Source organism: Marichromatium sp. AB32, from assembly GCF_003718675.1.
Classification (GTDB): Bacteria; Pseudomonadota; Gammaproteobacteria; order Chromatiales; family Chromatiaceae; genus Marichromatium; species Marichromatium gracile.
This window is the reverse complement of the sequence record NZ_RHFJ01000013.1, coordinates 1-25,418: the sequence shown is the minus strand read 5'-3', so window position 1 is coordinate 25,418 and position 25,418 is coordinate 1. Positions and strand designations below refer to the sequence as shown.

The following is a 25,418-nucleotide window of genomic DNA, read 5'->3' as shown; positions in this document are numbered from 1 at the left end:
TGAAAAGTTTTTCGTGATTGCCACGACATCCCGGCCGGTCATCGTCCCATCGCGATCACGGCGACTCGGCAGCCGCGGATTGATCGCCCCCGGCTCCTGATGCAGGATGGGACGGGAACATCGAAGCCCGACGAGGGCGAGCGGATACACGAGAGGAGTCGCACGGGGTGACGAGATCTGGGGACTGGCCCACCGGGTTCATGCTGATCCAGGGCAACCGGCTGGAGTCACTGCGCGACCTGCTGACCACCTGGGTGGCACGCTACCCGCTCCACCCGCTCGAGGACGAGGTGGTGCTGGTGCAGAGCAACGGCATCGCCCAGTGGATCAAACTCGCCCTCGCCGAACCGCCGGGGGGCGAACTCGGTGGCGGCTGCGGCATCTCCGCCGCGCTGCGGGTAATGCTGCCGGGACGCTTCGTCTGGGAGGCCTACCGCGGCGTGCTCGGCGCATTGCCGCCAAGCTCCCCCTATGACAAGGCGCCACTCACCTGGCGCATCCACCGGCTGCTCGGCGAGCTGCTGCAACGCCCCGCCGATCCGGTGCTCGCGCCGCTACACGCCTTCATGCACGGCGAGGAGAGCGCGCGCCGACGTCATCAACTCGCCGAACGACTCGCCGACCTCTTCGACCAGTACCAGGTCTATCGCGCCGACTGGCTCGAGGCCTGGGGACGCGGCAAGGACGTCCTGATCCGCGCCGACGCCACGCAACAGCCCGTGCCCGAGCAACAGCGCTGGCAACCGCTGCTGTGGCGACTGCTCCACCAGGACCTCGCCGGGACGACCACCGACGACCCGCTCGCCCAGGCCAGCCGCGCCGAGATCCACCGTCGCTTCCTCGCCACGGTCGAGGACGCCGCCCCGGCCCGGCTGCCGCGGCGGGTGATCGTCTTCGGCATCTCCTCGCTACCGCGCCAGACCCTCGAGGTACTCGAGGGCATCGCCGCCCACAGTCAGGTGATGCTCTTCGTCCACAATCCCAGCCGACACTACTGGGGCGACATCATCGAGGGTCGCGCACTCTTCGCCCGCGCCTATGGGCGCAACCACGCGCGCAAGGTCCCCGAGGACGTCGACGAGACCGCCCTCCATCTCCACGGTCACCCGCTGCTCGCCGCCTGGGGTCGGCAGGGGCGCGACTACATCCGTCTGCTCGACGAGCACGACCGGCGCGAGCACTACGAAGGCGTGTTCCGCCAGCAGTCGCTCGACATCGACCTGTTCGAGTCCGCCACCGAGCACCATCTGCTCGCCCAGCTCCAGGACGACATCCTCGACCTGCGACCGCTCGGCGAGCGCCAGCAGCAGAACACGGCGATCGATCCCACCGACGACCACAGCCTGGGCTTCACCATCGCCCACAGCGCCCAGCGTGAGGTCGAGATCCTCCACGACCAGCTGCTCGCCGCCTTCGTCACCGCCGAGGCCGAGGGCCGCCCACTCGCCCCGCGCGAGATCCTGGTGATGGTCCCCGACATCGACCTCTATGCGCCGCACATCGCTGCGGTGTTCGGCCGCATCCCGCGCCGGGATCCGCGTCATCTGCCCTTCCACATCGCCGACCAGGGCGAGCGCCACCGCAATCCGCTGCTGATCGGGGTCGCCACGCTGCTCGACCTGCCGCGAGCGCGCTTCACCGTCACCGAGTTGCTCGATCTGCTCGACATCGCCGCGCTGCGCGCGCGTTTCGGTCTCACCGAGGGCGAGCTGCCCCGGCTGCGCAGCTGGATCATCGGCGCCAACGTGCGCTGGGGACTCGACGGGCGCCAGCGCGAACACCTCGGACTGCCCGCCGCGGCCGAGCGCAACACCTGGCGCTTCGGACTGCGGCGGATGCTGCTCGGCTTCGCCGCCGGCGCGACCTGCGCCTGGCGCGGGATCGAGCCGCACGCCGAGGTCGGCGGCCTGGAGGCGACACTGCTCGGCCCGTTGATCGACCTGCTGGAGACCCTGGAGCGCTACTGGGAACGACTCGACCAGCCGCGCACCCCGGGCGACTGGGTCACGACCATCGAGCAACTGCTCGAGGATTGTTTCAGCCCCTGCGGCGAGAGCGACGAGCTGGCCCTGGCGCGCGTACGCGAGAGCCTCGAGCAGTGGGACGAGGACTGTCGTCAGGCCGACGCCGGCGCCGAGCCCCTGCCGCTGGAGGTGCTGCGCGACACCCTGCTGCGCGGGCTCGACGCACCCAGCCTCACCCAGCGCTTTCTCGGCGGCGCGATCAACTTCGCCACGCTGATGCCGATGCGCGCCATCCCCTTCCGCCAGATCTGGCTGCTGGGGATGAACGACGGCGACTATCCGCGCAACCATCGCCCCCCCGACTTCGACCTGATGGCCGACGACTACCGCCCGGGCGATCGCTCGCGCCGCGAGGACGACCGCTATCTCTTCCTCGAGGCGCTGCTCTCGGCACGCGAGCGGCTGTCGATCAGCTGGATCGGGCGCGACATCCGCGACAACACCGCCAAGACCCCCTCGGTCCTGGTCGGTCAGCTGCGCGACCACCTCGCCGCCGGTTGGCGCTGCGCCAACCCCGACGGCGACGGTCAGACGCTGCTCGCCGCGCTCACCACCGAGCACCCGCTGCAGCCCTTCAGTCGCGCCTACTTCCGCCCCGGTCGCGACCCCCGGCTGTTCACCTATGCCAGCGAGTGGCGCGCAATCCACGACACACCCGGCACCGACGACGACAGCGATCTCCCCACCTGGAGCCCGGAAGGACCGCTCGACCTGCGTCGACTCGCCCAGTTCCTCCGCGCCCCGGTCGATGCGCTGTTCCGTCAGCGTCTCCAGGTCGACCGCCCGCGCGCCAGCGAGCGGCCATCCGATGTCGAGACCTTCGCCCTCGACGGCCTGCTCAACTGGCAGCTCAGCGACCAGCTGATCACCGAACTGTTCGATCCCGCCGACGTCGAACTCGCACTCGCCCCCCGGCTGGAGGCCGCGCTCGAACGGCTGCAGGCCCGTGGCGAACTGCCCGCGGGCGCCCAGGGCGAGTTGCTCGCCGCCGGCATCGGCGAGCGACTGCTGCCGCTCCACCAGCGCTGGCAGACACTGCGTCGCGAGTATCCACGCGATCTCGGGCACCCCTCACCGCTCAGCCTCGAACACCGCACCGACGGCGATGTGGCGCTGCGTCTCGAGGACCAGCTCGCCCCCCGGCTCGGCGCCGAGCACCAGGACACACGCATCCAGCTCCGGCTCAGCGCCAGCAGCATCGTCAAGGACAAGCACTACCGCTGGCACCAGATCGTCGAGCACTGGTTGCACCATCTCGCCGCCCAGCTCAACGGTGAGCCGGTCGCCACCTGGGTGCTCACCCCGGCGGGTCGGCTGCACCTGCGACCGCTCGATCCCGAACTCTCGCGTACCCGTCTCCAACGACTGCTCGCGGCCTGGTGGGCGGGGATGCGTGCGCCGCTGCCGGCGACCCTGGAGACCGGCATCGCCTGGCTCGGACGCCGCGACGACGCCCCGGACCTCGAACCGTCCTTCACCGCGGCCCTGGAGCACAGCGGTTATCTCGCTCGCTGCTATCCCGACGCCTCAAGCCTCCAGCGACATCCCGAGTTCACCGACTGGGCCGAGCGGCTCTATACCGACCTGCACACCGACATCAAGAACCCCGACCAGGCCACCTGGGATGACAGCTGAACCCAATCGTCTCGACCCACTCGCCATCCCGCTCTGCGGCGCCCGTCTGATCGAGGCCAGCGCCGGCACCGGCAAGACCTTCACCCTGGCGATGCTCTATCTCCGTCTGGTGCTCGGTCACGGTGTCGCGCTCGGCGCGCGCACCCGGCTGCAGCCACCCGAGATCCTGGTGGTGACCTTCACCAACGCCGCCACCGACGAGCTGCGCGGGCGCATCCGCGCCCGGCTGGTCGAGGCCGCCGCCGCCTTCCGCTGTCCGGAGACTGACAGCGGCGATCCGTTGCTCGCCCGGCTGCGTACGGAGATGAGCGCGCACACCGACCCCAACCTCTGCGCCCGTCATCTCGAACAGGCCGCCGAGTGGATGGACGAGGCGGCGATCTCGACCATCCATGCCTGGTGTCACCGGATGCTGCGCGAGCACGCCTTCGACAGCGGCAACATGTTCGAGCTGGAACTGGAGAACGATGCCGCGCCGCTGCTGCGTCAGGCCGTCGAGGACTATTGGCGCAGCTGCTACGGCGACCTCGATCGCGCCACCCTCGCCCGGGTCCACGTGCATTGGTCGTCCCCGCTCGCGCTCGAACAGCGACTCGCCCGACTGCTCGGGCTGTGCGAGCACGCCCCGAGGGCGCCCGAACAACCGCCCGAGACGATCATCGCCGACGTGCTCGAGACGCGTCGCCGACGGATCGAGACGCTCAAACAGGCGTGGTCGGAGCAGGATTGGTGCGGCCAGCTCGAGACCCTCTTCGAGGAGGCCGCCGCGCGCAAGGCATTCAACCAGCGCCAGCTCAACAGCAAGCATCGCGCCGATGTCATCACGCAACTGCGTGCCTGGATCCTCGACCCCGAGGCCGAACACCCCGCACTGAAGGCCGACAGCCGCTCCTGGCAGCGCATGTCATCACGGGCCGTCGCCGAGATCTGGAAGGATGACGCCCCACCCGTCGATCATCCCGCCTGCCGTGCGCTCGAGACGCTCTTCGAGCAGCTCGCCGACCTCCCGGAACTCCAACCGCCGCTGCTCGCCCACGCCCTGCACCGGGTTGCCGAACGCATCGAGGAGGAGAAGCGCGCGCGCGCCCTGCTCACCCAGCACGATCTGCTTGAACGACTCGACCAAGCGCTGCAGGGTCCGCAGGGCGCGCGCCTGGCGGCCACCATCCGCCGTCAGTTCCCCTTCGCCCTGGTCGACGAGTTCCAGGACACCGACCCGCTGCAGTACCGCATCTTCGCCACCGTCTACCGCCCCGAGGAGAACGCCCCCGAGACCGGACTGTTCATGATCGGCGACCCCAAGCAGTCGATCTATGCCTTCCGCGGCGCCGACATCCACACCTATCTGCGCGCCCGCGCCGCCACCGCGCCCCGGCACTACAGCCTCGACACCAACTATCGCTCCTGCCCGGCGCTGATCGAGGGCATCAACGCGCTCTTCGCCCAGGCCGAGCAACGCCCCGGCGGCGCCTTCCTGTTCCGCGACCAGACCGCCGACCCGGTCCCCTTCCTCGCCGTCTCGCCCAATCCGAGCCGCGCCGAGGACGACCGCCTCAGGATCGACGGCGAACCCGCCCCGGTGCTCCAGGCCTGGGTGCTCGACGGCGATGAGGGCAAACCGCTCGGCAAGGGGGACTATGCCCAGCGGATGGCCGCCTGCACCGCGCGTACCATCGTCTCGCTGCTCGAACAGGGTGCCAGCGGGCGTGCCACCCTCCCCGATGGACGGGGCGGACACCGCCCGTTGCGCGCCGGCGACATCGCGGTCCTGGTCAATCGCCATCAGGAGGCCGCACAGGTCCGCGCCGAACTGCACCAGCTCGGCGTGGCGAGCGTCTATCTCTCCGAGCGCAACAGCGTCTATCAGAGCCGCCAGGCCCACGACCTGCTCCTGCTGCTGCGCGCCGTCGCCGATCCCTTCGACGAGCGGCTGATGCGTCAGGCGCTGGCCTGCGACCTCATCGGCCTGCCGCTCGACCAGCTCGACCGGCTCAACCACGACGAACTCTACTGGGACGACTGCGGCGAACGGCTCAGGCGCTATCACCAGCTGTGGCGCACCCAGGGGGTGTTGCCGCTGCTCTATCGCGTCATCGCCGACTTCGCCATCGCACCCCGGCTGCTCGCCCGCGCCGATGGTGAGCGTGCGCTCACCGACCTGCTCCATCTCGGCGAGCTGCTCGCCCGCGCCAGCCAGCAACTCGACGGCGAGCAGGCCCTGGTGCGCGCGCTCGAGGCGCGTATCCAGGGCGAGAGCGGCGAAGATGCCGAGACCCAGCAGCTGCGACTGGAAAGCGACGCCGACCTGGTGCAGGTGATCACCATCCACAAATCCAAGGGGCTGGAGTATCCGTTGGTGTTCGTCCCCTTCGTCGCCACCACCCGTCAGGTACGCAGCGACGACCTCCCGCTCAAGACCCATGATGCCGAGGGCCGACTGCGGCTCCATCTCCATGCCGCGCCGACGCTGGTCGAGCAGGCCGATGGCGAGCGCCTCGGCGAGGACCTGCGCAAGCTCTATGTCGCCCTCACCCGGGCGCGCGACGCACTCTGGCTCGGACTCGGCGCCACCAAGGAGCTGCCGGTCACCGCGCTCGGTCATCTGCTCGGGATCGACGAACCCTCTGCGCTCCGAGAGAGACTCGCGCACTGGCCGGCACTCACCACGCTCGACGAGCCGAGAGCGACCACGCCGCTCGCGCAGACCGCGGCAGAGGTCTCGCTCGACAGCGCCCGGCCACCACCACACCGGCCACCACGCCCCTGGTGGATCACCAGTTACTCGGCGCTCGCCCGCCACAGCGCCAGCGAGGAGCCCGACGACACGCCGGGCGAGCGCGAGACCGCCGCCCAGGAGACCGCTTTCGAGGAGGCGCTGGCCGAGGCCCCGAGGGCGAGACCGGTCGAGCCGACGCGCCTCACCGGGCTGCACGCCTTCCCGCGCGGCAGTCGCTACGGCACCTTCCTCCACGGCCTGCTCGAATGGGCCGCGACCCTCGAATGGCGCGCCCCCGAGGGCGAGACCCTGCGCGGCTACCGCGCCGCGCTCGCCGCCACCGCGCTGCGCCGCGAGACCATCGCGCGCCGCTGCAACAGACGCGGGCTGACCGACTGGATCGACACACTCGATCAGTGGCTCGCCGGCTATCTGACGCGCACCTGGTCGCTCGCCGCGATCGACGGCGCCGATCTCCGGCTCGCCGCACTCGACCCCGAGCGCCTCCAGGTCGAGCTCGAGTTCTGGATCCAGACCCGCGCCGTCGACACCGCCGCGCTCGATGCCCTGGTGCGCCGCTACATCGCCCCCGGCGCGGCGCGCCCGGCGCTCGAGCGCCAGCGCCTCGAGGGCATGCTCAAGGGCTTCATCGACCTGGTCTTCGAGCACCAGGGACGCTTCTACCTGCTCGACTGGAAGTCCAACTGGCTCGGCCCGGACGATGCCGCCTACGCTCAGACGGCGATGCGCGAGGCGGTGCTCGCCGCCCGCTACGACCTGCAGTACGCGCTCTATCTGCTCGCGCTCCATCGTCTGTTGCGCGCGCGCCTGCCCGACTATGACCCCGAGCGTCACCTCGGCGGCGCCATCTACGCCTTCCTGCGCGGCGCCGCGGCAAGCTCCCAGGGACTCCATCTCGACCGCCCGCCGGTGGCCTTCGTCGAGGCGCTCGACCGGCTCTTCGCCGGCGAACGGGAGGCGGCGGCATGAACGAGACCAACCGGATACTCTTCGACGAGCTGGCCCTGTGGGTCGAACAGGGTGTACTGCGCGCACTCGATCTCGCGCTCGCCCGCTTCGTCCAGCGCGAAGCGGGCGAGCAGGACCCGGCGGTGCTGCTCGCCGTCGCCCTGGTCAGCGAGCGCAATGCGCACGGTCACGTCTGTCTCGACCTCGGCGATGCGCTCGCCCACCCCGAGACCCTGCTCGCCAGCGACACCGAGCGCCCGCCCGAGCCCGGCATCCACGACGCGCTCACCGCCCGACTCGCCGGGCTCGACCCCGCCGCCTGGGCGGCGCGACTCGGCGCCAGCAGCGCCGTCTGCGATCTCGCCGGCAGCGACGACGATGACTGCGCGCCGCTGGTGCTCGCCGGCACGCCCCGACGCCCGCTGCTCTATCTGCGCCGCTACTGGCGCTACGAGCGGATCATCGAACAGGGCATCGCGCAGCGTCTGGCGCGCCCTCAGCCTCTCGACCCGGCACGGCTGCGCCCACTGCTCGCCGATCTCTTCCCCGCCGAGCACGGCGATCCCTGGCAGCGGATCGCCTGCGTGCTCGCCGCGCGCAGTCCCTTCGCGGTGATCACCGGCGGTCCCGGCACCGGCAAGACCACCACCGTGGTGCGTCTGCTCGCACTGCTCCAGGGGCTCGCGCTCGCCGCCGACCGGGCGCCGCTGCGCATCCGTCTGGCCGCCCCCACCGGCAAGGCCGCCGCCCGGCTCAACGCCTCGATCGCCCCTCGGGTGGCCGACCTGCCGGTGGCCGAGTCGCTGCGCGCGACCATCCCCACCGCGGTCTCGACCCTGCATCGGCTGCTCGGCCCGATCCCCGACAGTCGCGCCTTCCGCCACCACGCCCGCAACCCGCTCGACGCCGACCTGGTGGTGGTCGACGAGGCCTCGATGGTCGATGTCGAGCTGATGGCCGCGCTGATCGAGGCGCTGCGCCCCGAGACCGCGCTGGTGCTGCTCGGCGACAAGGACCAGCTCGCCTCGGTCGAGGCCGGGGCGGTGCTCGGCGATCTCTGCCGCCGCGCCAGCGCCGGACACTACACCGAGGCGACCGCCAGCTGGGTCGGCGCCGCCTGTGGTCAGTCACTCCCGCCCGAGACCCTCGACGATGCCGGCACACCGCTCGACCAGGCCATCGCCATGCTCAGGCACAGCTATCGCTTCCGCGCCGAGGGCGGGATCGGCGCGCTGGCCCAGCGCATCAACACCGAGCCCGCGCCCACCCGCACCGAGATCCAGGCGCTCTTCACCGCCCCCCAGCAAGAGGCGCTCGGGGTGATCGCCGAACTGACGGTCCGGACCCCCGACGATCCCGCGCTGATCGACCTGGTGGTCTCCGGCTACCACGGCTATCTCCGCCTGATGCGAGCGCAGGCCCCCGCCGCGGAGGCCGACAACACCGAGATCGACGACTGGGCACGCGCCGTGCTCGCCGCCCACGGCGAGTTCCAGCTCCTCGCCGCGCTGCGCCACGGCCCCTGGGGTGTGGCCGGACTCAACGCCAGGATCGCTGACTGGCTCACCCGCGCCGGGCTGCTCGACGGCACCGATCACGCCTGGTTCGCCGGGCGACCGGTGCTGATCACCCGCAACGACTACGGGCTGCGGCTGATGAACGGCGACATCGGCATCGCTCTGGAGACGCCGCTGCGCGACGCCGACGGTGGACAGCGGCGGGTGCTGCGTGTCGCCTTCCCGCACCCCGACGGCGGCGACGCCATCCGCTGGGTGCTGCCGAGCCGGTTGCAGGCGGTGGAGACGGTGTTCGCGATGACGGTGCACAAGTCCCAGGGCTCGGAGTTCACCCATACCGCCCTCGCCCTGCCCGACCACCCCACCCCGGTGCTCACCCGCGAGCTGATCTATACCGGCATCACCCGTGCCCGCGAGCGTTTCACCCTGGTCCATCAGAGCCCACGGGTGCTCGAGGCCGCGCTGCGGCGCCGCGTCAGGCGCGTCAGCGGGCTCTGGCCTTCACCACCACCGCCGAGCTGCAGCCGCTGACGGGTTTCATCGGTCAGGATCGTGCGCTCGAGGCGATCGGCCTGGCCATCGACATCCGTCATCGCGGCTACAACCTCTTTGCCATCGGTCCCGCCGGCAGCGGCAAGTCGGCGCTGGTGCTCGATGCGCTACGACGGCGCGCTCGCCGCGACCCGCTCCCGGACGACTGGTGTTATGTGCACGACTTCAGCCATCCACACCACCCCAGGGCGCTACGCCTGCCGCCGGGTCAGGGCCCCGGACTGGCCCGCGACATGGAGCGGCTGGTGAGGGACCTGCAACGGGCACTGCGACGCGCCTTCGAGAGCGACGACTACCGCAACCGCGCCCGCGCCATCGAACACGGTCTCGAACAACGTCGGGAGCGGGCCTTCGAGAAGATCGGGCAGCGCGCCCGCGCGCGTGGTGTGGCACTGCTGCGTACCCAGGAGGGCCTGAGTCTGGCGCCACTGCAAGAGGGCAAGGCGATGGCGCCCGAGGCCTTCGCCGCGCTCGAACCCGAGCAGCGCGCAAGCATCGAGACCGAGATCGAGCAGCTGCGCGAGGCGTTGCACGCGGTGATGGATCAGGTGGCGCGCTGGAAGCGCCATTGCGAGGAGGAGATCGACCGGCTCAACAGCGATCAGGCGCGCGGCGCGGTGCGTCATCTCTTCGAGGAGATCGAGCGCCGTCACCACGGCCAACCCGACACCCTGGCCTATCTGCATGCGGTCGAGGACGACGTGATCGCGCACTTCGACCAGTTCCTCGTCACCGACGAGGAACCGCAAAACCCCCAGGACGGCACCCCCTGGATGCATCGCTACCGGGTCAATCCGCTGCTCTCGCACCAGGACGATGGCGGCGCGCCGGTGGTGCAGTGCGACCTGCCCAGCCCCCGCGAGCTGGTCGGGCGCATCGAGCACCGCGCCGTGCTCGGCGCGCTCGAGACCGACTTCACCATGATCCGTCCCGGCGCGCTGCATCGCGCCAACGGCGGCTATCTGGTGATCGAGGCACGCAAGCTGCTCGCCCAACCCCTCGCCTGGGAGACGCTCAAACGCGCGCTGCACAACGACGAGATCCGCTTCGACTCGCCCGAGGGCGGCAACGGTCCGCTGACCACCGTCTCGCTGGAGCCCGAGCCGATCCCGCTCCGGGTCAAGGTGGTCTTGCTCGGCGAGCACATGCTCTATGCCCTGCTCGCCGAGGCCGACCCGGAGTTCGAGGAGTTGTTCAAGGTCAGCGCCGAATTCGAGGAGCGGCTGCCGCGCGACCCCGAGCACGAACACGCCCTGGCGCGACTGGTCGCCAGCTGGGTCCGGGATTCGCGGCTACGTCACTTCTCGCGTACCGCCGTCGCCCGGGTGATCGAGCACAGCGCCCGGCTCGCCGGCGAGCGCACGCATCTCAGCGGCCAGATGCGCGCGCTCGCCGATCTGGTCCACGAGGCCGACCATCATGCCGGGGTCCGCGGCACCGAGCTGGTCGAGGCCGAAGACGTCGATCGGGCGCTCGCTGCGCGCCGGCGCCGCTGCGACCGCATCAGCCGCCGCATCCAGGAGGCGATCCTCGAGGACACCCTGCGCATCGCCACCACCGGGCACCTGCCGGGCCAGGTCAACGGCCTGGCGGTGGTCGAACTCGGCGCCAGCGGCTTCGGCCACCCGGTGCGGATCAGCGCCAGCGCGCGCGCCGGCGAGGGCGAACTGATCGACATCGAGCGCGAGGTCGCGCTCGGCGGGCCGCTCCACTCCAAGGGCGTGCTGATCCTCTCGGGCTTCATCGCCGGGCGCTATGCCCGCCACCAGCCGCTCTCGCTCGCCGCCAGCCTGGTGTTCGAGCAGTCCCACGGCCCGATCGACGGCGACAGCGCCTCGGCCGCCGAACTCTGCGCCCTGCTCTCGGCGCTCTCCGGGCTGCCACTGCGTCAGTCGCTGGCGATCACCGGCGCAATCGATCAGCACGGCGCCATCCAGGCCATCGGCGGGGTGAACGAGAAGATCGAGGGCTTCTTCGCGCTCTGCCGGGCGCGAGGGCTCGACGGCGAGCAGGGGGTGTTGATCCCGACGGCCAACGTCAGGACGCTGATGCTCTCGAACGAGCTGGTCGCGGCGGTCGCCGCCGGCGAGTTCCACATCCACGCCGTCGCGGACATCGACGAGGCCATCGCCCTGCTCACCGCGACCCCTGCCGGGGAGCGCGACGGCGCCGGTCGCTACCCCGAGGGCAGCGTCAACCAGCGTGTCGAGCAGACATTGATCGAGCATGCTCGGGCGATCGCAGCCGCCCGAGGCGGCTGAAGCCTCGACCTCAGTCGCCGAGTTCAGCCGCCTGTGCGCGCAACCATTGCGGCGACTGCTCGATACCGAGGCGCGAGAGCAGCCGGTTGAGCTCATCACCGTCACGCTCGCCATGCACCAGGCCGGCGATCCGCATCAGGATGGCATCGCGATGGACGGTTCCGCTGGGTAGCTGATAGACCGCGCCGATCCGCATCTGGAGCGCGGTCGGTATCCCCCACTGCACCTTGAGCTGATGACCGGTCTCGGCGGCGCGTGCGACAAGCAGTCGCTCGCATTCACTCGGATCGAGTCGTCCGCCCAGATCGACCCAGCGTTGCTGGAGCACCAGCAGCGCCAGCTCACCGAGACGCGTGAGCATGGCCGCGGCACGGCACCCGGCGACATCCACGCGCAGCACGCGTCCGAGGACATTGAGCAGTCGCATCAGCGCCAGCGCCTCCTGGCGCAGACGGCGTTGGTGCGCCACCAGCACCTCGGCGACGAGCGCGCTGCCGGAATGGAGCGCAGCGGTCACCGCGATATTGACCAGCACCGCCGAACCGACCCGTTCGAGCGCCCTCGCCGGGGTCTCGATCAGCACCGAGCCGTCATTGTAGGGGCTGCTGTTGGCCAGCCCCAGCAAGGGACCGACCAACGCCGGTTCGAACTGGCAGCGACGCATCAGCTTGAGACGGGCCTCGGCATCGAGATCGGCCATCCCCTCCAGCGCCTCGGCCAGCGCCGGATCGAGCGGTACCCCCAGCGACTCGTGCTCGAGCATCCGCGTCACGAACTCGGGCAGGGCGTCGAGATCGTCGTTCGCCGCCGTCACCGCGCCCGACGCGTCGACGACCTCGCGCAACCGCGCCATCACCTCGGCGGCACGGAACGGCTTGACGATATAGGCATCGGCCTGGAAACGGCGCGCCTCGATGATGCGATCACGATCGGCATGTCCCGAGACCATCACGCACACCACCTTGTGGCCGGTGGCGCGAATCGTCTTCAACAGCGCCGTCCCGGTGGTATCCGGCAGGCCCCAGTCGAGCAGCACCAGATCGGCCCCACCATGACGTTGCCAGGCATCGAGCGCCGAGCGCCCGTCGACACAGTGTTCGACCGCGGCCTGGGGCCAGAGGCGGCGTACCAGCTGGACCAGCAAGGGGCCGATGGACTGGTCATCCTCGACGATCAATGCCCGACGCATGCAGGCCTCGACTCAGTCATCATTGGACTCCGGCGTCGACTCGTTCAGGCTCACCCACGCCTGCACGACGTTCCCCCGTCCTTGATAGTCGAGCGCACTGAAGGCGAGCTGACGGGCCATGGCGATCCCGCGACCGTGATGATGGAAGGCGCGCTCCGGCGCCAGCTCCAGATAGGGCGCCCAGTCGAAACCGGGACCATGATCGCAGACGGTGAAACAGATCCGCTCGGCCTCGCGCCGCAGCCACAGCTCGGCCCAGCGCGAGGCCTGTTCGGGGCGGGCCAGGCGGCGCGCGATCTCGTCGGTCAGGGCATCCTGCGCCAGCAACCGCCCCTTCTCCTCATAGCCGATCCCGAGCAGACCGTGCTCGATGGCGTTGATCATCAGCTCGGAGAGACCCATGGCCACCAGCGAGGCGCGCGGACAGAGATCGGCGAGCTGTACCGCCAGCAGCGAGGCATGGCGCGGCTCGCGGAAACGGAAGCGCCCCTCCTGGAGGAGTCCCCAGGTACTGGAGATCTCGCGCTGGAGCTGGCGCAAGGCATGACGGTTGCGCCGATCGAGCAGCGCAGCGTTGACGATCCGTTGCAACGCCTCGGCCTGGTAGGGTTTGGCCAGGTAGTACCAGGCACCCGCCGATAACCCCTGAGCGACCTCCTCGGGCGAGCTGGCCACCGTCTGCATGATCACCGGCAGATCCTCGAAGCGCGGATCCCTGACCACCAGCTCGAGCAGCTCGATGCCGTCCATCCGCGGCATCCGTCGATCGAGGATCAGCAGGTCGAAGCGCGAGGGCTCGGCCTGCAGCCTGTCCCAGGCCTCCTGGCCATCCTGCGCGAAGGTGAAGATCCGTTCGGGCGCCTGGAGGAAGTCGGCGATGATCTCCAGATTCAAGGGTTCGTCATCGACCACCAGCAACTCTGTCATCTGTCCTTCTCCACGAGAAATCCTCCAGCATCAGCGCGGGCGGGCGATCTCCTCGAGCAGGCGCACGAGTCTGTCGGCCAGCCGACCGGCCAATGCGCCAGCCTGCGCATCGCGGTCGCGCGCCGCACGCTCGACCTCGCGCGCCAGGCGCGCCACCGACGGGACCTCGAGATTCCCCGCGCTGCCGGCCAGGGTGTGCGCCATGGAGGCGATCCGTTGATGATCCTCACTCTCGGCAGCTGCACGCAGCAGTGCCGGAGTCCCTGTATGTGAATCACACATGGAGGCGAGCAGACGCTGGATAAACGCATCCCGACCACCGAACTTGTCGCGCAGCGCCTTCCAGTCGATCAACGTCTCCTCCTCGCCCGAGTCCTGTCGCGGCGAGGCGTCAGGGCGAGCGACTGCGGCCAGGGCCCGACGCACACCGTCACAGGTCTCGGTCAGCGCCAGCTCGAGCAGCGCCAAGGCCGCCCGGTGACCGGTCCCCTCGCGCACCGCCTGCTCGAACCCGGCGGCGCCTGCCATCACGCCTGTCAGTCCCAGCGCGCCGGCCCCCTCCCCGAGCTCGTGGGCACGGCGCACCACCAGCTCGAGATCGTCGGGTCGCCCGGTAGCGAGCAGCGCGCGCAACCGCGCGGGATCGGCGCCATGCGCCTCGATGAAGTGCGCGAGCAGCAGCGCCAGGCTCTCGACGCGTCCCCCGGCCCTGATCATCCCCTGCTCGAGGTCCACCCCGGAGAGCGCACGCATCCGCTCCTCGAAACCCTGATCGCGCGCCATCGGTGCCGATGAGCGCTGCAGCCAGTCGGCGATGACCCCGTAGAGCCGCTCGGGATCGATCGGCTTGGCGAGATGACCGTTCATGCCCGCCGCCAGACAACGACGCTCGACCTCCTCGAAGACGTTCGCGGTCATCGCCAGGATCGGGGTCTCGGCATAGCCGGGCAGCCGGCGCAAGCGCCGGGTCGCCTCGAAACCGTCGAGCACCGGCATCTGGATGTCCATCAACACCAGATCGAACACCGACTCGCGGGCCCGCGCCAGCGCCTCTGCGCCATCTCCGGCGACCTCGACCCGCACCCCGACCCACTCGAGGATCTCGCGCGCCACGTCCTGGTTGACCCGGTTGTCCTCCACCAGCAGCACCCTCGCCCCGCGCAGACGCTCGGTCGCGAGGCGTTGCAAGGGTTGCGCGGCTGGCGCGTGCTGGCCCTCTTCGGCGATCTCGAAGGGCAGCTCCACCCAGAAGGTACTGCCGACCCCGAGACGGCTCTCGACACCGATCTCGCCACCGAGCAGCAGACTCAGTCGACGACTGATCGCCAACCCCAGGCCGACACCGCCATAGCGCCGGGTGGGCGAGCCGTCGACCTGCTCGAACAACTCGAAGATACGCTCCTGCTGGGTGGTGTCGAGACCGATGCCGGTGTCGCGCACCGCGATGCGCAGCCGCACCCGTGCAGCATCGCGCTCGATCAGCCCGGCCGAGACCACCACCTCGCCCTGCTCGGTGAACTTCACCGCGTTACCGAGGAAGTTGAGCAGGATCTGACGCAGACGCAACACGTCGCCGACCAACACCGCCGGGATGTCCGACGCGATCTCGCGCCGAACCCTCAATCCCTTCTCCTCGGCGCGGTTCTCGAGCAGGGCGATCGACTGATCGAAGAGATCGGCCATGGCGAAGGGTTCGCGGTTGATCACCAGCTTGCCCGCCTCGATCCGCGACAGGTCGAGGATGTCGTCGATCAACCCCATCAGATGATGGGCCGCCTCGTTGATGCGCTCGACCCGTTCGGTCAGACCCGGATCGGTCTGCTCGCGGCGCAGCAGCTCGGTCAATCCGATGATGGCGTTCATCGGGGTACGGATCTCGTGGCTCATGTTGGCCAGAAACAGGCTCTTGGCCTCGCTGGCCGATTCGGCGGCGCGCTTGGCCGTCTCCAGCTCGGCGGTGCGCGCGCGCACCTGCGCCTCGAGATCGCGCCGCCGGCTCTCGAGTTCGGTCTCGATCCGCTTGCGCTCGCTGATATCCTCGACCAGCACCGCGAACTGTCCGGGCGCAGGCGAATAGGCGAGCAGATTGAACCAGCGCTCGAAATAGGCCGCATAGGCCTCGAAGCGGATCGGTTCACCGGAGAGCGCCACCCGCCCGTAACGCCCGATCCAGTCGACCGGATCGTCCTCGATGCCGGGGATCACCTCCCCGACACGACGACCAATGACCTGCTCTTGGGCGAGGCCGGTCATCCGGGTGTAGGCGGGGTTGACGGCCAGGAAGCGGTAGTCGATCGCATGCCCCTGGGCATCGGTGACGACCTCGTGCAGCGCGAAACCGACATGCATGTTCTCGAACAGGGCGCGGAAGCGCTCCTCGCTCTCGCGCAACGCCGACTCGGTACGCTTGAGTTCGGTGATGTCGTTGCCGATGGCGAGCACCTCGACCAACTCGCCGGCGGCGTCGAACACCGGCTTGTTGGTCCAGTTCATCCACATCTCGCGCCCATCGCGACACCGATTGCGCTCGACCCGGCTGGAGTGGCCGTCGGCATCCCCGATCAACCCCGGCAGCAGGGTCTGCGCGGCGCACGAGGCAGACGCCAGCAGCACCGTGAAGGGCATCCCGATCAACTCGGCGGCGCGGTAACCGAAGAAGCGCTCGGCATAGGGGTTGACGAACTCGATCCGCGCATCACGCCCGAGCCGGATGATGGCGCTGTTGGCGTGCTCGATCAGATCGCGATAGCGCTTCTCGCTCTCGAACCGAGCCCGCTGGGCCTCGTGCGCGACGGTGATGTCGCGCCCCACGCCGAGCACCCCGACCAGCGCCCCAGCGGCATCGAACATCGGGGTGTTGATCGTCTGCATCCGAATCCGCTTACCGTCGGCGCAGTCGAACCACACCTCGTAGCGGATCGCGCCGCCGTGCTCGACCGCCTCGCGATCACGCCGTTCCACCCGCTCGGCGAGCGTCTCGGGGAAGATCTCGCGGTCATTGCGCCCGAGGATGCGTCGCTTGTCGAGCCCGATACAGCGGGCGAACGACAGGTTACAGGCGAGATACTGTCCCCTGGGATCCTTCAGCCAGATCTGATCGGGGATGGTCTCGATCAGCGTGCTCAGTCGGCGACGCTCCTCCTCGAGCGCGATCTCGGCGTGCTTGCGTTCGGTGATGTCGTGCAGATAGCCGTACCAGAGGATGGTGCCGTCGCGCTCACGCCCCGGCACCGACCAGGCCTCCAGCCAGCGCTCACCCCGTCCGGGATGGAGATAGCGATACTGATCGTGACGATGGCAGAGTTCGCGCTCGCACTGACGATGATGCGCGAGCACGCGCGGCAGGTCCTGGGGGTGGATGTTGGCGATGAAGCGATGACTGTCGCTGAACAGCTCCTTCGCACGGATCCCGAGGATCGGCTCGACCGTCGAGGTGATGAACTGGAGCTGTGGCGCGCCCTCGGCATCGAGCCGATAGGCGTAGATCATGCCGGGTACACTGGCGACGATCCGTTCCAGCCGGATCGAGTCATCGTCACCCACCCCCGCCGAACGCGGCACGGCCAGCCTGGCAAGATGCTCGACGAGGGGGCCTGACAGGGCCTCCCAGACGCGACAGACAGCTGCGCCGCCATCGTCGAGCGGCGAGAGCAGCAGCACCGGCAACGCGCCGCTCCCCGTCAGCGCCCGCTCCAGGTCGGCACTCGCGGCGCGACCATCGCAGAGAACCAGATCCCAGTCGTCGACACGGCTGGCGATCAGCTCAGCCAGACCGGGTTGGTCGAGACGATGACGCTCGAGCACATGTGCCGCGCCATCGAGCATGGCATCGAGCGCAAGTGGCGCACTGGAGGCATCCTCCAGCAGGAGGATGTGCAAACGGGGCTGCTCCATGGGTTCATCCGCCGTGGGGCCTCGGGGCCCGCGTCTCCCAAGAGGTAAGGATATCGACACACCGACCATGGGGACAACGCCGGCGCAACTGACTAGGTAGGCCCGCGAGCGGGATGATCCAAGGCGGTGTCGCGGGCAGCCGTCGTGAACACACCGTGACAGCGGGCGCCACAGACCAGACAGCGTCCGGTCTCGTCCAGCGCGCGCGCCACCACCCGGTAGCCGACGCGCGCGATCAACCGTGCCCCGCAGCTCACGCACCGCGTCTCCCCGCCGATTTCCGCTCCCAGGTTGCCGAGATAGACGTGACGCAGCCCGTTGGCGCGGGCGATCTCGCGGGCACGCATCAGGGTCGCGATCGGGGTGGCGGCGTGGTCACGCATGCGGTGGGCGGGATGGAAGGCGCTGAGGTGCAGCGGGACCTCGCAGCCGAGATGCCCGGCGATCCAGGCACTCAGCGCGTGCAATCGGCGCGGATCGTCGTTCTCGCCGGGGATCACCAGGGTGGTGATCTCGACCCAGACGGCGGTCTCGTGCACCAGAGACTCCAGGGTCTCGAGCACCGGCGCCAGCCGGGCGCCACAGAGCCGACGATAGAAGCGGTCGTCGAAGGCCTTGAGGTCGATGTTGGCCGCATCGATCGCGGCATAGAACTCGGCGCGCGGCGCAGGCTGCACATAACCGGCGCTCACCGCCACCGTATACAGCCCCGCGGCGTGCGCCGCCGCGGCGCAATCGAGCGCGTACTCGTGGAACACCACCGGATCGTTGTAGGTGAAGGCCAGCGAGCGACAGCCGCTCGTCCTCGCCGCGGCGACGATCCGCGCCGGATCGGTCGGCGCGCCGCCACCCGTGGCGGCGACACGCGCCCGGCTCATCTCCCAGTTCTGGCAGTAGCGACAGGCGAGGTTGCAACCGGCGGTGCCGAAGGAATAGGTCAGCGACCCCGGCAGGAAGTGGTAGAGCGGCTTCTTCTCGATCGGGTCGGGACGGCAACCGAGCGGGCGGGCCGCCTCGGTGAGCACCAGCGCCCCATCGCGGCAGGCGCGCACGAAACACAGCCCCCGCTGTCCCTCGGCGAGCCGGCAGCGACGCGGACAGAGCTCACAGCACACCCGACCATCGGCAAGCGCTCGCCAGTGACGCGCGCGGCGCGCGATCGACATCGTCCACCTCCCGTGCGTTTTGTGCACTGCATCGAGGTCTCGTGCTGAGTATACTGCTGCCGATGCGGGCCGCCGCGTCCCGACCGCAACGCCCCCGTATCCCGAGACTCTCCTCGATCCACAGGATCGCCCTTAACCCCAGGGTCAGGACCATCGTGTCCAGCCCCTCGACAACGACGTCAGATGCCGCTTATGGTCGCCAAACCCATGCTCGGTGCCGGATACCTGTTGCAAGGCGTCCGGCTCATCACCCGCCCCGGACTCAGACGCTTCGTGCTGATCCCGCTGGCGGTCAATATCCTCGTCTTCTCGCTGGCGATCTATCTCGGCGCCCGCGAGTTCGCCGCCTTCCTCGACCTCGTCGAGGCCCAGATCCCGAGCTGGCTCGGCTGGCTCGAGTGGATCCTCTGGCCGGTGTTCGCGCTGCTGCTGCTGGTGGTGGTGTTCTACACCTTCAACCTGGTCGCCAACCTGATCGCCTCGCCGTTCAACAACCTGCTCGCCGAGAAGGTCGAGCTGCTGCTCACCGGCCGACCGCTGCAGGACAGCGGCAGCGTCGGCAAGCTCCTCAAGGAGCTGCTCCCGACCCTGCTCGACGAGCTGGTGAAGGTGGTCTACGCCCTGGCCCTGGCCATCCCCTTCCTGGTCCTGCTGTTCGTCCCGGTGGTCGGCCCGCTGCTGTGGTTCCTCTACACCGCCTGGATCCTCGCGGTGCAGTACAGCGACTACCCGATGGGCAACCACGGGCTGAAGTTCCGCGAGATGCGCGCGCGGCTGCGCGGCGAGCGCGGACTCAGCCTCGGCTTCGGCGCGGCGGCCGCCGGGCTGGGGATGGTGCCGGTGGTCAACTTCATCCTGATGCCGAGCGCGGTGGCCGGCGCCACCGCGATGTGGGTGCGCGAGTTCAATCGCGAGCACGCCCGCGCCCGCTATCAGGGCCCTTACGAATCGCGCATGACCACGCGCTGGGTGCGACTCGAGATCGACCACCTCTCCGGGCGCATCGGCGGCGAGATCCTGCTCGGCCCACTGCAGGGACAGCGGCTCGAGTCGATCGCCACCGAGGCCCTGCTCGATCTGCTCGCCGGCGGCTGCGCCAGCGATGCTGCCTCGGCCGAGGCGCTCGAGGTCTATCTCTCGCGCGAGCGCGGACAGCGCTTCGCCGAGCGCGCCCGCGCCCGTCAGGAACAGGAGCCGCGCAGCGCGCCGCCGCGCCCGAGCGATACGCGAATGGGCGACGACGAGGCGCGCGCCATCCTCGGGGTGGCGACCAACGCCGACAACGACGCGATCCGTGCCGCCCATCGCCGGCTGATCCAGCGCATGCACCCGGATCGCGGCGGCTCGGCCTATCTCGCCGCCAAGATCAACGAGGCCAAGCGCGTGCTCACGCGTGTCGGTGAGGCGGCCTGAGCCGGAAACCCGACTACCCCGGCTTGCGCAGCAGGTCGACGCGGTGCGGCTTGAGAAAGTGCGCGCCGCTCGGGGTCAGGTGGCGCTCGAAGGCCGCGCGGACCTCGGCGCGGCGCGCCTCGGGCAAAGGCTCGGCGCGATGGCTGACATCGATGAAGCGCGCGGCGAAGTGCGCCCAGTCCGGATAGCTGCCCTCGGCCTGGTAGAAGACCTCGTGCTCGCAGTCGAAGAGCCCGGCCTCGACGGCCTCCTGGAGCGCGGCGAAGGCCGCCGCACGCACCGCGCGCTCGTCGTGGATCAGCCCGGTCAGCTCGGCGAAGGGGCCCCAGTAGACCGGCTCGGAGACATAGAGCGCGCCGCCCGGCGCCAGCACCCGGTGGATCTCGTGCAGCGCGCGCGTCATCAGCGCCGGCGGCACGTGGTGCAGCGACTTGAACATGAACACCTGCGCATAGCGTCCGTCGCGATCGGCGATGGCCTCGGCACCGCCCTCGCGCAACTCGATCGCAGGGGGCAGATCGAGCGCACGGTTGCGCGCCAGCTGCGCGCGATCGACCTCGGTGGCAACCACCCACGCGGCGCCGAAGCGCTCGACCAGCAGCCGCGTCATCCAGGCCGCGCCGCAACCGAGTTCGAGCACCTCCTGACCTGCCGGGTCGAGCAGCCCGGCGAGCACCTCGGGCTCGCGATCGAGGCGATAGGCACTGGGGTCGTTGAGACGCATCTGTTGAACCAAAGGGGAACTCTCCATATCGATCCGGGTCGCTTGGACACGAACGGCGGCGTCTCGACGAGACGCCCGCATCCTCACGCCCCTATAATTGGCGACCACGTCGCCAGGTAACTCGACGGACCGGAGCACCCGGCGTTCGGCACGAGCGCAGCCTCCACCCGCTACCCCAACGACACCACCATCAACGACATCGACCGCAAGAGGCTCGTAGCACGCATGATCGCCCGAATCCTCACCGTGCTGGTGGCGCTCGCCGCGCTGATCGGCGCACTCGCCTTCTTCAAATACGGCCAGATCGCCCAGGAGATGGCCGCCTTCTCCCAGCCCCGCCCGGCCACCGCCGTCGCCGCCGTCAGCGTCGACACCACCAACTGGCGTCCCACCCTCTCCGGGGTCGGCACGGTCCAGGCGGTCCAGGGCGTGGAGGTCAACAGCGAGGTCGACGGCCAGGTCCGCGAGATCCTGTTCGAGTCCGGCGCCATGGTCGAGGCGGGGCAGATTCTACTGCGCCTCGAGGACGATGTGGACCGCGCCACCCTCGAGGGCCTCAAGGCCGCCGAGCAGCTCGCCGAGATCCAGCTGCGACGCAACCGCACCCTGCTGCGCGATCGCGCCGTCGCCCAGGGCGACGTCGACGAGCGCGCCGCCCAGCTCGATCAGGCCCGCGCCGAGGTCAAGGCCATCGAGGCCAACATCCGCAAGAAGACCATCCGCGCGCCCTTCGCCGGTCAGCTCGGCATCCGTCAGGTCGATCTCGGCCAGTTCCTCGCCGCCGGCACCGCCATCGTCTCGCTCCAGGCACTCGATCCGGTTTATGTCGACTATGCCCTGCCCGAGCGCCATCTCGCCCAGCTCCACGCCGGTCAGCAGGTTCGGGTCCGGGTGGCGGCCTATCCCGAGCGCGTCTTCGAGGGCAGGATCCAGGCGATCGATCCGGGCATCGACCAGGGCACGCGCAACGTCAGGATCCGCGCCCGCTTCGACAACCCCGATCTGGCGCTGCGACCGGGCATGTTCACCCGCGTCGAGACCCTGCTGCCGACCCAGGACGCGGTGCTGACCCTGCCGCGCGAGGCGATCACCTTCAACACCTATGGCGACTCGGTCTATCGCGTCGTCGAGCGCGACGGCCAGACCCTGGTCGAGCGCCGCCAGGTCACCACCGGCGCGGTGCGCGGCGAGGAGATCGTCATCCTCGACGGACTCGTCGCCGGCGACCGGGTGGTGCTCGGCGGTCAGGTCAAGCTCACCAACGGCCAGCCGGTGCGCGTGGTCGACAAGCCAGCACAGACGTCGACCGACGCCGAGGGTGAGGCCGAATGAGATTCACCGATATCTTCATCCGCCGTCCGGTGCTGGCGAGCGTCGTCAGCCTGCTGATCCTGATCCTCGGTCTGCGCTCCTTCCTCGATCTCGAGATCCGTCAGTACCCGGAGACCAACAACACGGTGGTCACCGTCACCACCGCCTACCCGGGCGCCAGCAGCGACCTGGTGCAGGGCTTCATCACCACCCCGCTGCAACAGGCCATCGCCGAGGCCAACGGCATCGACTTCATCCTCGGCACCAGCAGCGCCGGCACCTCGATGATCGAGGCGCACATGAAGCTCAACTACGACCCCAACGCCGCGGTCGCCGAGATCCAGGCCAAGGTCGCCAGCCGCACCAACGTGCTCCCCGAGGCGGCGCAGAACCCGGTGATCGACTCCTCCACCGGCGACTCCACCGCGCTCATGTATCTCGCCTTCACCAGCGAGCAGATGACCCTGCCGCAGATCACCGACTATCTGCTGCGCGTGGTCCAGCCCCAGCTCCAGGCGATCGACGGCGTGGCCAAGGCCGAGATCTTCGGCGACCAGACCTATGCCATGCGCGTCTGGCTCGACCCGGCGCGGATGGCCTCGCTCGGGATCAGCGGCGACGAGGTCGCCCAGGTGCTCGCCAACAACAACCACCTCGCCGGTATCGGCAAGGTCAAGGGCAACATGGTGCAGGTCGACCTCTCGGCGACCACCGACGTCAGCCAGGTCGAGGACTTCCGCCGCCTGGTGATCCGCGATCAGGACGACACCCTGATCCGGCTCGACGACATCGCCCGGGTCGAGCTCGGCGCCAAGAGCTACGATTCGAGCAGCCTGCACAACGGCAAGCCGTCGATCTTCATCGGCATCGAGCCGACGCCCGGGGCCAACCCGCTGCAGGTCGCCTCGCGGGTCAAGGCGCTGCTGCCCGAGCTGCGCGCCCAGTTCCCCGAGGGGCTGCAGGGATTCGAGGCCTATGACGGCAGCGCGTTCATCCAGTCCTCGATCGACGAGGTCTTCGCCACCCTCGGCGAGGCGGTGCTGATCGTGCTGCTGGTGATCTTCCTCTCGCTCGGCTCGATCCGCGCCGCGCTGGTGCCCTCGGTGGCCGTCCCGCTGTCGATCATCGGCGCCGGCTTCCTGATGCTGCTGTTCGGCTTCTCGATCAACCTGCTCACCCTGCTGGCGATGGTGCTGGCCATCGGTCTGGTGGTCGACGATGCGATCATCGTCGTCGAGAACGTCCATCGTCATCTCGAGATGGGCAAGAGCGGGCTGCGCGCCGCGCTCGACGGCGCGCGCGAACTGGCGTTGCCGATCATCGCCATGACCACCACGCTGATCGCCGTCTACGCCCCGATCGGCTTCATGGGCGGGCTGGTCGGCTCGCTGTTCACCGAGTTCGCCTTCACCCTCGCCGGCGCGGTGCTGGTCTCGGGCGTGGTCGCGCTCACCCTCTCGCCGATGCTCGCCGGGCGGGTGTTGCACGCCAGCAGCGAGCAGAGCCGCTTCGAGCAGGGTGTCGAGCGCTTCTTCGGCTGGCTCTCCAACAGCTATCGCGGTCTGCTGGTGCGCTGGCTGCGCTACCCCTCGGTGACCCTGCTGGTGGCCGTGGCACTGCTCGGCAGCATCTATGTGATGTACACCATGACCGAGAAGGAGCTGGCCCCCACCGAGGACCAGAGCATCCTCTTCTTCATGGCCACCGCACCGCAGACGGCGACCATCGACTACGACAAGCACTATGTCGACACGGAGCTGCTGCCGATCTTCGAGTCCTTCCCCGAGTACAAGGAGAGCTTCATCATCATCGGCATGGGTGGCGACCAGAGCACCACCTTCGGCGGCTTCAAGATGCCCGCGACCGACGAGCGCGAGCGCTCGCAGATGGAGATCGAGCCGCAGCTCCAGGGCGCCGTCTCGCAGATCACCGGGATGCAGACGGTGGTCTTCCCGCGCCCCAGCCTGCCCACCCCGGGCGACGGCCTGCCGGTGGAGTTCGTCATCCTCTCGGATCGCTCGCACAAGGAGCTCACCGGCATCGCCGACGCCCTGCTCGGTCAGGCGATGGGCAGCGGCAAGTTCATGTTCCTCACCAAGGACGTGAAGTACGAGCGCCCGCGTACCGTGCTCGAGGTCGATCGCGATCTCGCCGGCGATCTCGGCATCAGCATGGCCGATCTCGGCACCAGTCTCGGGGTGATGCTCAACGAGGACTACGTCAACTGGTTCAGCCTGGAGGGGCGCAGCTATCAGGTCATCCCCCAGGTCGAGCGCGCCTTCCGCGACAGCGTCGAGGAGTTCGGCGACTACTATGTGCGCAACGGTGACGGCGAGCTGATCCCGCTCGACGCCCTGGTGACCGTCCGCAACCAGGTCGAGCCCTCCAAGCGCATCCAGTTCCAGCAGCTCAACGCCATCACCGTCTCCGGCGTGGCGATGCCGGGCGTGACCCTCGGCGAGGCGCTCGGCGCGCTCGAGGAGATCGCCGGCGAGCAGTTCCCGCGCGGCGTGAGCTGGGACTACAAGGGCGAGTCGCGTCAGTACAAGACCGAGGGCAGCGCGCTCGAGGTCACCTTCTTCCTCTCGCTGGTGGTGATCTATCTGGTGCTCGCCGCCCAGTTCGAGAGCTGGCGCGATCCCTTCGTCATCCTGATGTCGGTGCCGCTGTCGATCGCCGGGGCCATGGCCTTCCTCTTCCTCGGCTTCGCCAGCGTCAACATCTACACCCAGGTGGGACTGATCACCCTGATCGGACTGATCGCCAAGAACGGCATCCTCATCGTCGAGTTCGCCAACCAGCTGCGCGAGCGCGACGGGCTCGACAAGCGCGCGGCGATCGAGGAGGCCTCGACGATCCGGCTGCGTCCGATCCTGATGACCACGGTGGCGATGCTGGTGGCGATGATCCCGCTGCTCACCGCCGGCGGTCCGGGTGCGGTCAGCCGCTTCGACATCGGTCTGGTGATCGTCACCGGGCTGGGGATCGGCACCCTGTTCACCCTGTTCGTGGTCCCGGCCTTCTATCTGTTGCTCTCGCCCAAGGAGCACAGCGGCCCGCTGACCGACGAAGACGAAGAGAACACCGCGCCCCAGGCCGGCTGAGCCCCGGCGCCCAGAT

The 25,418-nt window shown here is 69.3% G+C and carries 12 protein-coding genes; 7 read left to right on the top strand and 5 right to left on the bottom strand.

The window, feature by feature from the left end; all coding sequences use genetic code 11:
- The first annotated feature begins 167 nt into the window (after nucleotides 1–167).
- The 4 genes from recC to EBL85_RS06100 all read left to right on the top strand — a co-directional run bounded on the left by recC (nucleotide 168) and on the right by EBL85_RS06100 (nucleotide 11,674).
- Nucleotides 168–3,659 (top strand): exodeoxyribonuclease V subunit gamma, encoded by a 3,492-nt coding sequence (gene recC / locus EBL85_RS06115; protein WP_123142437.1) that lies wholly within the window; start codon nucleotides 168–170, stop codon nucleotides 3,657–3,659.
- Complete coding sequence (gene recB, locus EBL85_RS06110) at nucleotides 3,649–7,365, top strand: exodeoxyribonuclease V subunit beta (protein WP_123142436.1); 3,717 nt, start codon at nucleotides 3,649–3,651, stop codon at nucleotides 7,363–7,365. The genes recC and recB overlap by 11 nt, the downstream gene beginning before the upstream one ends.
- Nucleotides 7,362–9,392, top strand: coding sequence for an exodeoxyribonuclease V subunit alpha (gene recD / locus EBL85_RS06105; protein ID WP_123142435.1), 2,031 nt, complete (start codon nucleotides 7,362–7,364; stop codon nucleotides 9,390–9,392). Before recB ends, recD begins: the two co-directional genes overlap by 4 nt.
- A 176-nt stretch (nucleotides 9,393–9,568) precedes the next feature.
- Nucleotides 9,569–11,674 carry a Lon protease family protein gene (locus tag EBL85_RS06100; protein WP_369964121.1) on the top strand — a complete coding sequence of 702 codons (2,106 nt, stop codon included), beginning with the start codon at nucleotides 9,569–9,571 and terminating at the stop codon, nucleotides 11,672–11,674.
- A 10-nt stretch (nucleotides 11,675–11,684) separates the two neighbouring features.
- Here the strand turns inward: EBL85_RS06100 and EBL85_RS06095 are convergent, their stop codons facing one another.
- From EBL85_RS06095 to amrS, 4 genes are all read right to left on the bottom strand, one after another.
- Complete coding sequence (locus EBL85_RS06095) at nucleotides 11,685–12,863, bottom strand: response regulator (RefSeq protein WP_123142433.1); 1,179 nt, start codon at nucleotides 12,861–12,863, stop codon at nucleotides 11,685–11,687.
- Nucleotides 12,864–12,875: 12 nt separating this feature from the next.
- Nucleotides 12,876–13,790, bottom strand: a complete 915-nt coding sequence (locus EBL85_RS06090) for a response regulator (protein WP_123142432.1) — start codon at nucleotides 13,788–13,790, stop codon at nucleotides 12,876–12,878.
- 30 nt (nucleotides 13,791–13,820) lie between these two features.
- Nucleotides 13,821–17,684: a PAS domain S-box protein gene (locus tag EBL85_RS06085; RefSeq protein ID WP_190288049.1), complete on the bottom strand. Its 3,864-nt coding sequence runs from the start codon at nucleotides 17,682–17,684 to the stop codon at nucleotides 13,821–13,823.
- Nucleotides 17,685–17,776: 92 nt separating this feature from the next.
- Nucleotides 17,777–18,850 carry an AmmeMemoRadiSam system radical SAM enzyme gene (gene amrS / locus EBL85_RS06080; RefSeq protein WP_123142430.1) on the bottom strand — a complete coding sequence of 358 codons (1,074 nt, stop codon included), beginning with the start codon at nucleotides 18,848–18,850 and terminating at the stop codon, nucleotides 17,777–17,779.
- 192 nt (nucleotides 18,851–19,042) lie between these two features.
- Between amrS and cysZ the strand changes: the two genes are divergently transcribed.
- Nucleotides 19,043–20,263: a sulfate transporter CysZ gene (gene cysZ, locus EBL85_RS06075; protein WP_123140255.1), complete on the top strand. Its 1,221-nt coding sequence runs from the start codon at nucleotides 19,043–19,045 to the stop codon at nucleotides 20,261–20,263.
- Between the two features lie 13 nt (nucleotides 20,264–20,276).
- Here cysZ and EBL85_RS06070 read toward each other — a convergent pair whose 3' ends face one another.
- Complete coding sequence (locus EBL85_RS06070) at nucleotides 20,277–20,999, bottom strand: class I SAM-dependent methyltransferase (RefSeq protein WP_123142429.1); 723 nt, start codon at nucleotides 20,997–20,999, stop codon at nucleotides 20,277–20,279.
- Nucleotides 21,000–21,212: 213 nt separating this feature from the next.
- Here EBL85_RS06070 and EBL85_RS06065 point away from each other — a divergent pair, with 213 nt between their 5' ends.
- Complete coding sequence (locus tag EBL85_RS06065) at nucleotides 21,213–22,319, top strand: efflux RND transporter periplasmic adaptor subunit (protein WP_123140253.1); 1,107 nt, start codon at nucleotides 21,213–21,215, stop codon at nucleotides 22,317–22,319.
- On the top strand, nucleotides 22,316–25,402 hold the full coding sequence (locus tag EBL85_RS06060; protein WP_062276108.1) for an efflux RND transporter permease subunit: 3,087 nt from the start codon (nucleotides 22,316–22,318) through the stop codon (nucleotides 25,400–25,402). The genes EBL85_RS06065 and EBL85_RS06060 overlap by 4 nt, the downstream gene beginning before the upstream one ends.
- Nucleotides 25,403–25,418 lie beyond the last annotated feature (16 nt).